The organism is Geosporobacter ferrireducens, assembly GCF_001750685.1.
In the GTDB taxonomy this organism is placed as follows: Bacteria; Bacillota; Clostridia; order Peptostreptococcales; family Thermotaleaceae; genus Geosporobacter; species Geosporobacter ferrireducens.
Map to the genome: position 1 here is coordinate 632,686 of NZ_CP017269.1, position 15,832 is coordinate 648,517.

Annotated in this window: 12 protein-coding genes; 1 reads left to right on the forward strand and 11 read right to left on the reverse strand. The window is 36.9% G+C overall.

The genetic code is table 11. The features are described from left to right. Positions 1-72: 72 nt before the first annotated feature. The 9 genes from Gferi_RS03295 to Gferi_RS03330 form a co-directional block, all read right to left on the reverse strand. A complete protein-coding gene (locus Gferi_RS03295) occupies positions 73-1,449 on the reverse strand; it encodes an MFS transporter (protein ID WP_069974262.1) in 1,377 nt (458 codons plus the stop codon). A gap of 34 nt (positions 1,450-1,483) precedes the next feature. After that, on the reverse strand, positions 1,484-2,848 hold the full coding sequence (locus Gferi_RS03300) for a uroporphyrinogen decarboxylase family protein (protein WP_069974263.1): 1,365 nt from the start codon (positions 2,846-2,848) through the stop codon (positions 1,484-1,486). A gap of 1 nt (position 2,849) precedes the next feature. Further along, entirely contained in the window at positions 2,850-3,488 is a 639-nt protein-coding gene (locus tag Gferi_RS03305) for a cobalamin B12-binding domain-containing protein (RefSeq protein ID WP_069974264.1), read from the reverse strand. Between the two features lie 281 nt (positions 3,489-3,769). Further along, on the reverse strand, positions 3,770-5,137 hold the full coding sequence (locus Gferi_RS03310; RefSeq protein WP_069974265.1) for a uroporphyrinogen decarboxylase/cobalamine-independent methonine synthase family protein: 1,368 nt from the start codon (positions 5,135-5,137) through the stop codon (positions 3,770-3,772). 353 nt (positions 5,138-5,490) lie between these two features. Beyond that, positions 5,491-7,032: a sigma-54 interaction domain-containing protein gene (locus Gferi_RS03315; protein WP_083273339.1), complete on the reverse strand. Its 1,542-nt coding sequence runs from the start codon at positions 7,030-7,032 to the stop codon at positions 5,491-5,493. A gap of 273 nt (positions 7,033-7,305) precedes the next feature. Further along, positions 7,306-7,539, reverse strand: coding sequence for a hypothetical protein (locus Gferi_RS03320; protein ID WP_069974266.1), 234 nt, complete (start codon positions 7,537-7,539; stop codon positions 7,306-7,308). Between the two features lie 55 nt (positions 7,540-7,594). Further along, entirely contained in the window at positions 7,595-8,974 is a 1,380-nt protein-coding gene (locus Gferi_RS03325) for a sensor histidine kinase (RefSeq protein WP_069974267.1), read from the reverse strand. Between the two features lie 61 nt (positions 8,975-9,035). Further along, a complete protein-coding gene (locus Gferi_RS29360) occupies positions 9,036-9,170 on the reverse strand; it encodes a cyclic lactone autoinducer peptide (RefSeq protein ID WP_083273340.1) in 135 nt (44 codons plus the stop codon). A 122-nt stretch (positions 9,171-9,292) separates the two neighbouring features. Then, positions 9,293-9,823, reverse strand: coding sequence for a ferredoxin domain-containing protein (locus Gferi_RS03330; RefSeq protein ID WP_069974268.1), 531 nt, complete (start codon positions 9,821-9,823; stop codon positions 9,293-9,295). Between the two features lie 252 nt (positions 9,824-10,075). On the opposite strand from Gferi_RS03330, the gene Gferi_RS03335 reads away from it, so the two are divergent. Next, entirely contained in the window at positions 10,076-11,272 is a 1,197-nt protein-coding gene (locus tag Gferi_RS03335) for an FprA family A-type flavoprotein (protein ID WP_069974269.1), read from the forward strand. A gap of 120 nt (positions 11,273-11,392) precedes the next feature. Here the strand turns inward: Gferi_RS03335 and Gferi_RS03340 are convergent, their stop codons facing one another. Both Gferi_RS03340 and Gferi_RS03345 read right to left on the reverse strand, forming a co-directional pair. Continuing rightward, positions 11,393-13,582, reverse strand: a complete 2,190-nt coding sequence (locus tag Gferi_RS03340) for a DNA gyrase/topoisomerase IV subunit A (RefSeq protein ID WP_069974270.1) — start codon at positions 13,580-13,582, stop codon at positions 11,393-11,395. Positions 13,583-13,593: 11 nt separating this feature from the next. Next, positions 13,594-15,582: a toprim domain-containing protein gene (locus Gferi_RS03345; protein WP_069974271.1), complete on the reverse strand. Its 1,989-nt coding sequence runs from the start codon at positions 15,580-15,582 to the stop codon at positions 13,594-13,596. Positions 15,583-15,832 lie beyond the last annotated feature (250 nt).

Here is a 15,832-nt window from a genome sequence, read left to right on the forward strand (position 1 = left end):
TTCCTTAGATGTCATGCTTTTTGAGCCAATAACGTTGCAATAATGATGCCAATCATTATTTTACCGCCCGTGTTACTGCTGTACCACTGTATTTCTTTTCATATTAGCTTCCATGTATTCTTTCACTTTGACATCATCAAGCTTATAGAATAGCATTAGCACTAACGCCAATACCGCACACCCTGCAGGTACAATGGAGACGATGTTCATCACCCCGCTTACAAAAGCAGGGGTAGCTTCAACAGTTGCACTATACCCTATAGATGAAAGTCCGAAGCCTATAATGGCACCGCTTAATGCCACTCCTATTTTTATTGGCATTGCGAACATGGACATGATAAATGCAGTACCATTCTTTCCAGTCTTGTAGTGTCCATATTCTGCAGCGTCTAAATACATTGCCGGTGCGATCGTTGTTCCAAGCGTTAATCCAAAACCGGCAATACTCACTAGGACTATATAAGTAGATGGATTGGTACCTGCAAATACACGAATCAACGCGAAAGCAACAATAGGAATGATACAAGACAAGCGATAGGTCGATTTTTTTCCGGTCTTACCTACTACCATAGGCGCAACTAAACTGCCTACAAAGTTTATACCATTTGTGCACAGCATATATACGGTAATCAATGCTAAATTGCCAACTACATATTTAAAATAGTAGGTAGCCATACCCAGTACTGCAAACATTGCTGCATATCTGATGCAGTCTGCGCTCATAATGGTTAACAACTGACTGTTCCCAAAAATCTGCTGTGCCATTTCACCTACCGTTAAGCCAGCGCTGCCTGCTCCGCTAAACTTTTTGTTTGGATCGTATAGATCGTATTCCTTAGTTACTCTAAATACATTCCAGTAGCCCAGTACTTGTAGGACAGCAAAAATGACCATTGCATAAAGGAATCCCTGTCCCTGATCCGTGCCTCCCAGGAACGCAGCCAAAGGCATAAATACTAAACTAAATGCAATGGAAGCAGCTGTTGTAAACTGCGTTTTCTTTGCAGAAAGCTGAATTCTATCCTCAGCTGTTTTCCCCAAAATACTCATTAGCCCAATATGCCCGTTGAATGTAAAGTTTACACATACATGGGCAATTACATAACAGGTTCCCAAAAAAACAGATTTTGTTGCTACATTCATATCAAAATTTGTAAACATAAGAATAAAGAATAGACATGTGATAGGAGGAGTTATCAGCAGCCATGAGCGGAACTGGCCCCATTTCAGCTGTGTTTTCTGTAATATTCCGCCGGTAATTGGTACAGAAACTGCATCGCCAATACGGGCAATGAGCAAAATGGTTCCCATGGCGGCTGCACTAATCATCGCTATATCTGTTAGAAAGTAGGCGTAATAGGATATTGCAATCATCATCATCATATTAAAAGTAAAGTCTGCCATACCATAGATATTTATAATCTTGCTTGGTACCTTCATATCTTCCATAAACCAGACCTCCTTATACCTATTTATTTTTATATTATATTAATAGGAACATAAGATACTGGAATAGCATTTCTTCATAGCCTTGCAGCTTTGGTGCACCAAAGTCTGAAACATGTGGATGCTGTGTCTTATATTCTTCCCAGGTTGTATAATACTTGCTTTCTAATTTTCTTGAAGGAAGCGCTTTGTAATCATCCTTCTTAAATGCCAAACCAGAGTTCTCTCCAGCATTATTATATACCGCATAATCGCGTACAAATTCTGTAACGGCACATAGATTTTCCATTTTAATATCATGAATAGTCAGCGGGCTCTTGTCTAATCCAAAAATATACTTGCCGCCAGGCGCTAAAATATCGATCATCTCTTTTGCCTTGTCAACACACTGCTCTTTTGTATGCGTCTTCAACATGGTTACCGGATAGAGTCCTTGTATGATATGTTTTTTACCTAACTTCTCTTTGATTTGTTTCGTATCTCCATATTCGAACATTATGACTGTATTTGTGGGCAATTCATACAAATAATCAAGGTATCGGGTCCAGTCATCTTCACAGAAAATTTGTGAATGAATACCCATAGAAGCATACTCATCAAGCATTTTTTTGAAGCTAGGCCACCAGAGTTTTTCAAAATCCTTTTCCCGCATAAAGGTAGGCATGTGTAGTGGAAGCATTACCGTGCCATAATTTGAAATGGTTCTTGGCATTCCCATCTTTAGAACGATTGGATAAAGGGCCTCACAAGCCTCAGCTACCTTTTCAGGCATTCTTCTTACGTCCATGCTTATTCCTTTAAAGCTTCTCAGCTGGTCCGCTAAAAAGTCAAAGGGTGCTTCTGTAAAGCCGCCGGAGCCAAAGGGTGCCCCCGGATAGTATCCGTATTTCTCTACCATCTTACCTACGATCATACCTCCGGCCATCATATCATTGTTGTAGCCCAGCAAACTTTTCGAAAAAGACAGCATCATTTTCACAGGGTTGCTTAAATCTAACGCTTTGTATTGCCTGGGTATTACTTTTTCAAGTAAACAATCATAAGGTTTTTCAATCAGATAATCATACTCCTCCGGAAGCATGCCAATTACCTCCGGGTGTTGGAAAAATCCATTGGAGCCCATGACAAAGGATTGAGATTCTAATGCTTGATAAAAGGAAGGATATCGGAGCGATCCCATACTTGGGCAAGTATCGGCATACAGGGTTTGGCAAATCTTATCCACTGCCTCTTCTACTATTCCGGGATTCCACTGGGCTTCTACCAGATCAAAGCCGCCAAATCCTGCAATTACTTCAAATGGCAGCATCATATTTACAGGCACTCTCTTGGGAATCTTATTGTCAAAAATATCATGATAAAGACTCGTTCTCTCCTGTTGCAAAGCTTTTGTATCACTCATATTACTTCACCCACCCTTGACAGATTTTTACCCCTTCTGCAGCATTCGTTGTAAATGCATCCGCACCAATTTGCTCACAGGCTTCTTTTGTTACAGGGTTTCCCCCGATGATTGTTTTTACACTGTCTCTTAAGCCTGCATTTTTTAATTCATCTATAAGGTTCTTCATAGAATCTAAAGCCAGCGTAAGTACACCACTCATCCCTACAACCTGAGGCTTAACCTCTTTTATCTTTTCTACAAAGGCACTTGCTGAAACGTCAATACCAAGGTCATACACTTCAAAACCTGCAGCCTCTGACATACTTTTGAATATATTTTTACCAATATCGTGTAAATCTCCTTCAACGGTTCCAAGCACCATGATTCCCACCTTTGTTGTATTACGTCCTCCGATTGCAGGCTTTAGGATGTCTATGGCACTTCCCAGCAATTCTCCGGCAAAGATTAGATCTCCGACAAAATACTCACCCTTATCAAACAAATCCCCTACGATCGCCATTCCCTGCTGACAGGCTTCTACGACCTTCTGTGCTTCTTCTTCAGTGGGATTACTTGCTACGAAATCCTTTAACTTTTCTAATACTTCTTGTTCTTCCAGCTGACCTACCAACTCTGATAACGTTTTCAATTCAACCATAAAAAACCCTCCTTAATATTGTAGATTAGTGCATTCATGTCATTTCTCCAATGTCACTTTTTATACATGTATATATGGGTAGTAATTAGCAAATTCTATGCCAATTGGCATATATCTGTCATATATGTTGTTATTACAGGTTTTCAAAATCTTCTTTCCACCATTTCTAAGGATGTTAAAAAAAGAACTGTGGCAAAATGCCCCAGTTCTTTTTTTAGCGTTACTATCCCCTATGCATGTAGATTTTGTGTCTCAATGACACATGTGTCAAAATGTCACAATTACAAAAGCATAAACATCATCATAAATAACATTTCTTCATAGCTTTGAAGCTTAGAAGCGATTATGGCCTCTAACGCAGGATTGATATCAGGATGTCCTGCCTTATATTCATCCCATGTTTGATAATACTTTGATTTGAATTTCGGAATACCTGCCAGAATATTCTTTACAACTGGTTTTCCTTCCGCCACTGTAGGCTCACCGGGATTATCATATTTTGCATTTTCGGCTACATACTGAAGAACTGCTGCATAATTCTCCACATTTATACTATCTAAGGTAACTGGACTTTTATCGAATTCAAAATAATATTTTCCTCCAGGTGCCAGAATATCGATCAATTCTTTTGCTTTATCAATACATTGCTGCTTCGTTGCGGTTCTTAGATAGGTTAATGGATAAAATCCAGAAATAATATGCTTCTTACCGAGTTTATCCTTTACGCGCTTAGGATCACCATGTTCAAAGTAAAGCCTTGTGTTTTCGGGCAGTTCATAGAGATAATCTAAATATCTCATCCAATCGTGTTCACAGAATATAACGCATGGCTGTCCTGCTTCTGCGAGGGCATGAACCATTTTACTAAAGGTAGGCCAGTATAGTTTTTCAAAATCACTATTTCTAAGGTAAGTACCCATATGAAGCGGAATAAAAGTCTGACCATACTTAGAAGGTACAGGAGGTATTCCTCTCTTGATTTGTATCGGAAGCATTGCCTCACAGGCTTCAGTGATTTTTTCAGGGCATCTTTTTACATCCATAGCGATTCCCTTAAAACTTCTTAAAAAGTCTGCAATAAAGTCAAAGGGTGCAGTCACCCAACTGCTGGATTCCATGGGCACTGTATAGAATCCGTATTTTTCTATCAGTTTTACATCAATTTTTCCATAGGTCTCAACGTAATCGTAAAAAGCCTTAAAAGCTCTTGCAAACACCAAAGACCTTGTTACAGGATCGGTATTCAACTCAGAATAGAGCCTCGGCAATACCTTTTCCATAATACAATCGTATGGATTTTTTATAAAGTCATCATATTCATCAACTTCCATACCGACGGTCTCCGGATGTTGAATAAACCCATTTGAACCCATAACAAATCCTTTGGCACCCAATATCTGCAAGTGGGCAGGAAATCTCGCAAAGCCTGAAGGATAGGCATCAGACCTTGTCATCTGGCAGGCTTTATCTAAAGCCTCTTCGATACCATTCAAAGTCCACTGTGTTTCTGCTAAGGGAAGCCCTGCATACTGAATGCAGAATTCAAGAGGTAAATTTGCATTAATCGGTACCCTTTTCGGTATTTTACTGTCATACAAATCCTTAAATATCTGTTGTCTTTCTTGTTGAAGCGCTTTCATACCGGACATCTGAATATTCCTCCTTTTAAATATATAAGTAGTTTCTATACAGCGGCTATTCTTTTCAAACCGCCTTTCATTCATAGCTTTCCTATGATTATGACGTCCCTCAAATGATATATGCATATACGCTCAAATACTACAGCAAGTATTATGCCAGTTAATGTATATCTATTTTCTCTTTCTCACAGATTGATATTTCTTGATTCCATTTTAACCTTCATATCTTTTTCTTGATCTTAAAAAAAATAAACTGTGGCGTATTTACACAGTTTGTTTTTTAAAATAGAAATTTTATCTTCGTTGATATGGATTTGGGGCAGATTTACACATGTGGCATAGGGCCACAGCGAAAAGAAAATTTATCTTAAATTGTATTTCTCCATTTTTCTATATAAAGATTTTCGATCAATACCTAATTTTTTTGCAGCAGCCGAAATATTGTTTTTGTTCTCATTTATTACTGACATAATAATATTTCTTTCATAGTTGTCTAAAAGAGTATTTAAATTTCCATAGCTACTATCGTATTCCCTGGAACTTTCACTTTTTTCACTGATTTCTACGATATTAAGATGTCTATTTCTAGCATAATAAATGTAGTTTGGAAAAAGTTCTGCCGTTAAGGTGGATTGATCCTCTTCACAGAGCATAATTGCACATTCCAGTGTATTTACAAGCTCCCGTACATTTCCAGGCCAGTGGCATCTTACGAAATACTCCATAACATTTGCGTCTAAATTTTTAATATACTTTCCATATTTCTTATTAAATTTTTCAATAAAATAATCTATAAGTAACGGAATATCTTCTTTTCGTTCACGGAGTGGAGGTATGGTCAATATTACGGTTGCAATCCTGTAAAAAAAATCTTCCCGCATTATGTTCTTCTTTACAGCCTCTTTAGGGTCCATATTGGTTGCACAGATCACACAGCATTCGATATCAATATCCTTCGTATCTCCTATGCGTCTAATTTTTTTGTCTTGCAGCACTCTGAGGAGCTTTGCCTGCATGGATAAAGGCATCGAATTGATTTCATCCAAAAAAAGGGTACCTTTCCCTACCTGTTCAAATACTCCCGGTATATTTTCTGCCCCGGTAAAGGCACCCCTCACTGTACCAAACAACAAACTTTCAATAAGGGTTTCTGGTACGGCTGAGCAGTTTAATGCGATGAATGGTTCATGGGCATACAGACTTTCATTGTGGATTCCTTGTGCAAACAATTCTTTTCCCGTTCCCGTTTCTCCATAAATCAATATATTGGCATTATAATTCGCAATTCTCCTGACTTTTTCCTTGCATGCACGGACAGCTTCGCTATTACCAATGATGTCATTTAAGGTAAATTTGCATCCATTTATTAAATCTTTTTTCAATTTTGTCTGACTCATTTTCCTTTGTAATTCGTATGTTTGCATTATAAAAGAGTCCAGTGTCGTTATATCTCTTCCTGTATAGTAAAATGCCTTATATTCTTCATTTTCAAAATATGGATAAAATCCCGCTATAATATGGAATTGTTTTCCTATCCTTGAGTTTCCTATCATTTTTATATTCTTCACTGGTTTTCCTTTTTTGATAATCTGCTCTTTATCAAAAAGGAAATCAGAGGGGGGTTCCCATAAATCAATTTCATATTTTCCGATAACTTCTTCCTTCTTCCATATATCATATTTTTCATTTGGTTTTGAATAAAGGATGATCTTCCCTTCTGTGTCAACAGCATGTACAGCTTCGTACATGTTATCAAGGATATCCTCCATTAAATTGACTTTAAATTTTAACGCCTTGTTTTCCACTTCTAACTCTTGATTGTTTTTGATAAGTTTTTTGCTTTCCTCTATTTGATTTTCTAGGGCCTTCTCCAGTTCTTGTATGCGTAATTGTAATTCTTTCAATTAAAATCACTCCCTGAACCTTATATATTGATCAATGCTCCCTTTAAAAATCTCTGAAATAGGATTGTTATGGACGACTTTGACGCGACTGAAACACTATATATGTTCTGAATATATGTAATGTTCTATATTTTTCCTCTTTTCCCTCTGATATTTATAAAATCTTTCCTTCCCATGGCTGAATATTTTATGTTTGCTTTTGAATTTAAAAAAGGATGGTACATTTCAGTTCCATCCTTTTTTATGTAAAAAAAAACAGAGAATTTCTCTGCTTTATTGGGTGATTACACGTAATCTCATTTTGGCTTCCTTTTCCAAAGGTATGATAATTTCTTTTTTTTCATTTAATATTTTATCTTCCCTAAGTGTCCAAATAGGTATATCCACCTTAAACTTATCACATAAAGTCACCAGTGCAACAAAAAAGCTCTGTTCATCACTAAACGGCATTTTGAAAATATTAACCACCGTATCATTTTCAAGTATTTCACCTTTCAGCATTTTCATACTAATTTCCCCTTTTTCCAGTTTATCCCATCTCCAAAGATAGTTCTTTTCAACATTATTGTACCGTACCATATTTATAATTACCCAAGCGGTCTTTTTCATTCTTCGATTTAGCCAGTGGAAATTTTATTAGAAATTCCGTCTCTAATTCAGAACTATTCACAGCAATAACCCCCTGGTGCTTGCCTATAAGCTCTTTTATTATAAATAGTCCCAGTCCGTGATCCTCTTTATCTTTGGTTTTCGTGGAAAAACCATTTTCAAAGATCTTATCAATGATCTCCGCCGGAATTGGAGGACCATTATTTGAGATCGATAAGCAATAATCACCCTCCTCTATGTAAGAACAAATAGATACAATTTTTTGTTCATTTTCAGGATCAGATAAAACTGCGTCAAAGGCATTGTCAACGATATTGCTGATAATCGTGATCAAATCGTATTCGTTCAAAGTCAGGAAGTTAAGCGGTACTTCAAAATCCACATCCAGATGTATATCATGAGAAAAAGCTATATTACTTTTCACTGTCATCAGCCCGTCTACATAATCATTACCGGTATTATAATAGCGATAGCTGGACTGCATGTTATGAATCAGTTTATCCAAATAATTTTTAATTTTCTCCGTAGTATTCTCGGAATTAATGATACACAGGGCGTATACCGTATTGATGTGGTTTGAAAAATCATGCTTCTCTCTGCGAATGATGTTTAGCAGGGTCTCGATGTTTTTAACATATTCCGCCTGCAGCTTGTACTGCTGCTGGATTCGCCACAGCTTTTCCTTCTCCTTATATACCAATACGCCAAGGCCTATGAATATAAGGAAAATCAGCATGATCAAAAACTCATATAGTATTATATTTTCGCTATTAGCAGTTACATAATGTATATTAAAAACTACTGTACCTACCAGAAATATAGCTAAAAGTATATAGGAAACACCCGTATCATGAAAATCATCTTCTAAAGACAGAAATACTCTTACCCTCTTTCTTAGTGCAAATAGAATTAATAAACCCTGTAAGGCTTTAACAATCAGAGAAAAATAAAATCGACTAGCCTGATTGGTAATCAAATCCGATATTTCCATATGTAGGATTGAAGATATTAATAAAAAACTAAGACCTTCCGTAATCATCAAATATATAATTACTGCAAGGGCTACAATAGATGATTTTAGTAAACTGCTAGAAGTAATAATAGACAAATTGATTATCATAAACACCATTATTATTGCTGTACTGAGTCCCACAGGAAGGTATGTTGAAATCCACAAAGTAAATGTTGTATAGAATACTATAAAAATAGAGGCCTTTATTTTATTTTCACGCAAAAATAACTCTTTGTTTAATAATATTATATAAATCAATAAGATATAAAAAGCTTCAATAGCGGGAAAGCCTATCTCATTACATAGTTCATATATGTTCATTGACAAAACCCCTTCAAATGAAACTTGGGAATGATACAAAGTAGTATCATTCCCTCCTGTGTTACTTCAGTAATTCTTCTGGGCATTTTGGTTGATGGGTCCATACGGCAGAACCATTTATTGTGACTGTAGTACCAATAAGTAGTGCGAAGGCAGTAAGTAATCTAAGAGAGTTGCTTTTTAAGTATCTCAACATATTCACTTCCTCCTTTCGTTTTATTTTTGCAAAATAGTCTATCTATTTATATAATACAACAAAGTATATGAAAAAAAAGTAGAAATTTGTAATTTAGGAAAATTTTACTACATTTTTTTTAATTATACTCTGTCAAAGAAAATATTCTTTCCATAGGCCGCCAGTGGAATGCCATAAAGTATTTCTACCTCTTCATCCATTATCTTCTGATCAATGGCGGTTTTGCCCACACTAAACATAATCCGGTTATCTACCCGATCATCGGCAGCAGCGCTTACAGCAGCACCCACTGCGATACCTAAGTCCATAATATCAAAGGAACATCGTCCCCCTTTTTTCGACTGATCCCCGCAATTCTTAAATCCGCAGAATCCACAGTACCCGATTCCCCGTTGGCCTACCTTTGTTCCGATCAAAACCAGCACTTGCGCTTTTCGGATATTCTCCGCATCTCTTTTAAAAAACTCTACCCCTTCTCGCTCGGCAATCCTGTCCATCTCATCAGCCAAAGCATCCTTTTCGCCGGCGGTAATGATTGCTGTAACAATATTGTCTACACCTTTGCCTTTGGGGGCGGTTCGTGCTGCAACACACATTTTTTGTGCAGTTTGAAGCAATGCGGCCATTTCTGCCGCTTGACTACTATAAATCATTTAGCTTCCTCCTTTGTTAAAGCCGCTCCACAGGCTTATACCTATTTAGGATTTAACCCTTGCATCATCCGGCTTCTTATTTTTATATATTTCATTCTACAAAATTCTCTTCTTTCCTTTCATATTATGGTATTTTAGTTTATTGACTTTTTTTCAAATTAATGGTATATATCTATTGAATAGACCTAGAAATTTGGGGTATTTGTATAATGTTTCGTCCAATGCTTATAAAATTTAGGGAGGTCAAGATTTATGTTTAATTCAGTGAAGGTTACTGAGGATATTTATTGGGTAGGAGTGAATGACAGACGCACAGCACTTTTTGAAAACCTATGGCCGCTAGAGCATGGTGTGGCTTATAACTCCTATCTCCTCGTAGATGAGAAAATTGCACTTATAGATACCGTAGAAGGTGGACAAGTAGGAGAATATGTCCGAAAGATTCAAAGTATCATCGGTACACATAAGAAAATTGATTATCTTATCATTAATCATATGGAGCCTGACCATTCCGGACTGATTCAGTCTGTAGTAGAGCTCTATCCGGATATCAAAATCGTAGGCAATGAAAAAACCTTTGGAATGATTGCTGATTTCTATGGAATTACAAATAATACCCATTTAGTAAAAGATGGAGATGAAATCAATTTAGGCAAGCACCAACTTAAATTTTACATGACGCCAATGGTTCATTGGCCAGAAACCATGATGACCTATGATCAATCCAGTCAAATTCTGTTTTCTGGAGATGCTTTTGGCAGCTTCGGTGCCCTAGACGGCGGCATATTTGACGATGAAGTAGATTTGGTCTTTTTTGAAGAAGAAATGAGAAGATATTACGCTAATATCGTTGGCAAATATGGCGCACCGGTTCAAGCCGCCTTGAAAAAACTTCATGGTCTGGAAATCTCTACGATATGTGCTACCCATGGTCCTATATGGAGAAGTGATATTCAAAAAGTCGTATCGTTATACGATCAGTGGAGCAAATGCGAAGCGGAAGAAGGCGTCGTTATCGTATACGGTACCATGTACGGAAACACAGGTAAAATGGCAGAGACCATTGCCCGAACCCTTTCCGAAGAAGGAATTAAAAATATCAAAATCTACGATGGCTCCAAGACACACATGTCTTATATTTTAAGAGATATATGGAAGTATAAAGGGTTAATTATTGGCAGCTGCGCATATAACAATAACTTATTCCCACCTATTGAAAGCTTAACCAGTAAGCTGGTCCATATGGGCGTCAAAAATAGGATCCTAGGAATTTTTGGAACCTATAGCTGGAGTGGAGGCGGCGTTATTAATCTGAAGAAGTTTGCAGAGCAAATTAAATGGCCTTTAATCGCTGAGCCTGTAGAAGCGAAATGCGCTGCCTGCGGCAATGATATTGACGGATGCGTTATGATTGGGAAGCAAATGGCTAAAGCACTAAAAGAAGCATAAAAATTTGACATGTCCAATGACTAAAACAGCCATGCAAAAGAGCTACTTTCTATCTATGATTGGAATCATTTCAGAAAGTAGCTCTTTTTATTGGATTCTTCATTTTAATTTCTCTTAAAGCTATTCTTCTAATAGAAACTGAAGCTGTTGACTCTGTTTTTCTTCATCTTCTTTCTTCAAAAAAGTCCCAACAGCCGGGATATTCCCTCTATAATAATCCGGATCTTGATACTGAATCTCCTCTATCAGCTTGATTTCTGCTAAGACACTGCTGTTCTTCGATTTTAGTACTTGAACGCCTTGTGAATTTCTTGTAGTTTTGGAATTGATTTGCTCTGTATTAAAAATCAAAACTTTCTTGATGCTGCTGATCGCAACGAGCTCTATATCCTCTTTAATCTTCATCAAATATACTAATGGATCGCTGTCGGAATAAGCATTGGCCAGCTGTGTCCGGTTCGTTTTCGTCTCATAGCTAGACATGTCAATCTTGGCACATTTTCCATTTTTAAAGAAAAACAGCATATAGCCACTGTAGTCAGCAGTTGCCGCCATATAAATAATTTCTTCCTTTTCTTCAAGGGCTAACAGATTTGGCAGATAGTCTCCTAAGTTGCTGGTTTTACAGTCCTCCAACTCATATACTTTCTTTTTATATACGGTATGCTTATTGGTAAAAAACAATAAATCTGATTTATTGGTTCCGTCAATTTCCTGAATGATCGTATCCCCTTCCTTAAGCTTATGTCCATTGCTTCCTCTCAGGCTAATCAAAGGGATTTTCTTTAGATATCCTTCTTTGGTAAGAAACAGCTTTATATTATAATCTTCAATAAGATCTTCAGGACTTATCTCTTCAATATGGTGTTCCTCCACAATATCCGTTTTTCTATCCTGGCCATATTTCTTTGATACTGCGTCAAGCTGCTTTATAATAATTTTCTTCATTTTTTTTTCGCTATTCAATGTTTCTTCAAGGTTTTTTAGTTCCTTTTCCAAGTCTTTGATATCCTTTGTCTTCATAAGAATATATTCTTGGTTGAAGTTCCTCAGCTTAATTTCTGCAATAAATTCAGCCTGCGCCGCATCTACTTCAAATCCCTTCATGAGATTTGGTATTACCTCTTTATCTTTTTTTGTATCTCTTACGATCTGTACTGCCTTATCTAAATCCAGAAGGATTTTCTCTAATCCTCTTAATAAATGTAATTTCTCCGTCTTTCTTTCAATATCATAACGCAAGCCTCTTTTGATGCAGCCGACTCGAAAATCTATCCATTCTAATAATATGGCTTTTACACCTAATACTCTCGGATGTCCGTTGACTAAGATGTTAAAGTTGCAGCTAAAGCTATCCTGAAGCTTGGTATATTTAAATATCTTTAGCATAAGCTGCTCAACATCTGCCGACTTCTTAATATCCAATGTGATTTTTAGTCCGTTTTTATCGGTTTCATCCCGTACATCAGTAATTTCCTTGATCGTTCCTGCCTTTACCAGCTCAGTAACTTGGTCTATGATCGTTTCTGCATTGGTCGTATAGGGTATCTCGTAAATATCAATACAGCTGTTGGCTTTATCATATCGGTATTTTCCTCTTAAATAGAAAGTGCCTCTTCCTTCTTCATATATTTTTCTCATATCTTTTTGGTTATAAATCAATTCTCCGCCGGAAGAAAAATCAGGTGCTTTCAAATATTCGATAACATCAATGCCTTCATCTTCAAGAAGTCTGACAGTGGTATCACACAGTTCTCTTAAGTTAAAACTACAGATACTGCTTGCCATTCCTACTGCAATCCCTAAATTAGGATTGACTAGGATATTAGGGAAGGTTGTAGGCAGCAAAGTAGGCTCCTGCATAGTATTATCATAATTTGGAACAAAATCCACAGTGTCATTTCCAATCTCGTTGAAGAATTCTTCACAGATAGAGTCTAATTTTGCCTCTGTATATCTTGGCGCAGCAAAAGCCATATCTCTTGAATAGTTTTTTCCGAAGTTTCCTTTACTATCGACATAGGGATGCAGCAGCGTTTCATTGCCCCTTGTGAGCCGCACCATAGTTTCATAGATGGCCATATCACTATGTGGATTGAGGCGCATGGTCTGACCAACAATGTTTGCAGATTTGGTTTTCTGTCCTTTCAGCAGCCCCATTTTATACATCGTATAGAGCAGCTTTCTATGTGAGGGTTTCAATCCATCAATTTCAGGCAGCGCTCTAGATACAATTACAGACATAGAATAAGGCATATAGTTTGTTTCTATTGTATCGATAACATTTAATTTTTTAATGTTATTTTTCATATTTTTCTCCTTTAACTTACATCTGATATATCTAAATACTTATGTCCATGTTCTTCAATGAACTGCTTTCTTCCCGGAAGATTATCTCCTAAAAACAGTTCAAAGGCCTCTTGTGTCGCCTTGGCTTCTGCAGGGGTAACTTGAACCAATTTTCTAGAGTCTGGATTCATCGTAGTTTCCCACATCATTTCCGGCTCATTTTCGCCTAAACCCTTCGATCGTTGGATCTTGAACTTTCCTTTGATTTTTTTAAGAATTTGAGCTTTTTCACCTTCCGTATATGCAAAATAGCTGTGTCCTTTTTCATCAGATATCTCATAAAGAGGTGATTCTGCAATATATACATAGCCTTCCTCAATGAGAGTAGGTGTAAGCACATACAGCATCGTAATAATCAAACACCGGATCTGAAAACCATCTACATCTGCATCAGTACAGATGATCAACTTGTTCCACGACATATTAGAGAGATCAAAATCCGTTAAGTCTTTTAGATGCCTCGACCGCACTTCTACGCCACAGCCAATCACCTTTAGCAAATCCATAATAATATCGTTTTTAAAAATTTTATCATAATCAGATTTCAAACAGTTTAAGATTTTACCCCGGACAGGCATAATCGCTTGAAACTCTGCATCTCTTCCCATCTTCGTGCTTCCCAATGCAGAATCACCTTCAACAATAAATAATTCTCTTTTGTTTTTGTCCTTACTTCTACAATCCACAAACTTCTTAACACGATTGCTGATGTTGTCGATCTTCTTACTTAATTGCTTTCTTACATCGATTCTAGTTTTTTCAGCCTTTTCTCTGCTTCGTTTATTGATGAGCACCTGCTCTAGAATTTTCTCCGTCTCTAGTTTGTTTTCAATAAAATAAATCTCTAACTTTTCCTTTAAAAAATCAGTCATGACATCCTTGATAAAGACATTGGTAATAGCTTTTTTTGTTTGGTTTTCATAGGAAGTGATGGTACTGTAAGTGTTTGCGATTAATAGCAAGCTGTCTCCAATATCTTGGAAGGTTATTTTCTTCTCATCTTTATTATACTTCCCTTCCTTTTGCAGCTTTTGATCCAGTGCATAAACAAAGGCATTTCTTACTGCTTTATCCGGGGAGCCTCCATATTCTAAGAAAGAAGAATTGTGGTAGTATTCCAATAGATTCACTTCATTATTGAAGCAGAAGGCGATTTCCAGTTTTACTTTATATTCAGGCTTATCCTCCCGGTCTCTACCCTTTGTTTCTAATTCAAAGTACTGCAGCTCTGTAAATCCTTTTTCTCCGCTTAATTGCCTAATGTGATCCTTGATACCGTTTTCATATAGGTATGTAAAAGTCTCTCCACTTTCCTCGTCGTAGAGTTTAAAAGTAATTCCTTTATTTACGATAGCTTGCCTCTTCAGTGATGTTTTAAAAAAATCCAGAGGAATATTAATATCATTAAACACAGCTAAGTCGGGTTTCCATTTTATAATGGTGCCTGAATGTTCATATCCGCACTTTGTTTTGATAAAACCTTCTTCTGTACCGGTTACATTATCTCCCTTTGCAAAATGAAGCTCGTATTTATATTCATCCCGAAAAACAGTTACATCCATATACTCTGAAGCAAATTGGGTTGCGGCAGTTCCCAATCCATTTAATCCAATACTAAATTGATAGTTGTTGCCAGAATTGTTATCGTATTTTCCGCCGCCATATAGAATCGTGAACACAATCTCCCAGTTATATTTTTGTTCCTTTGGATTCCATTCTAAAGGGATCCCTCTCCCCTCGTCTTTGACTTCTATAGAGTGATCTTTAAATCTTGTTACCTCAATTACATTTCCCCAGCCCTCACAGGCCTCGTCTCTGCTGTTCCCCACAATCTCCATCAATGTATGCTGACAGCCTTCTAACCCGTCACTACCAAATATAACACCGGGTCTAAGCCGAACTTTATCTTTTTCTACCAACGTTGACAAACTCTCGTTATCGTAATTATGTTTTTTTACCATAGTTCCCCTCCTACAGAAAGCTTTGAAACAACATACATCTTTCATGCTTTACGGCTCTTTATATCCTTGCCGGACAACCGTATTATATCATTCTTTTGTACAAATGCAAACATTTGTTCTGTATATTTTACATTAACTTCTAACTTTCATATTATAATTTGTTTTTTTACATATGTCTATGGTATTGGAAGTCTATATCTACAATCATTTTCTAGGTTTTGAAAGCAATTTTTTATATTTTATAATTTCA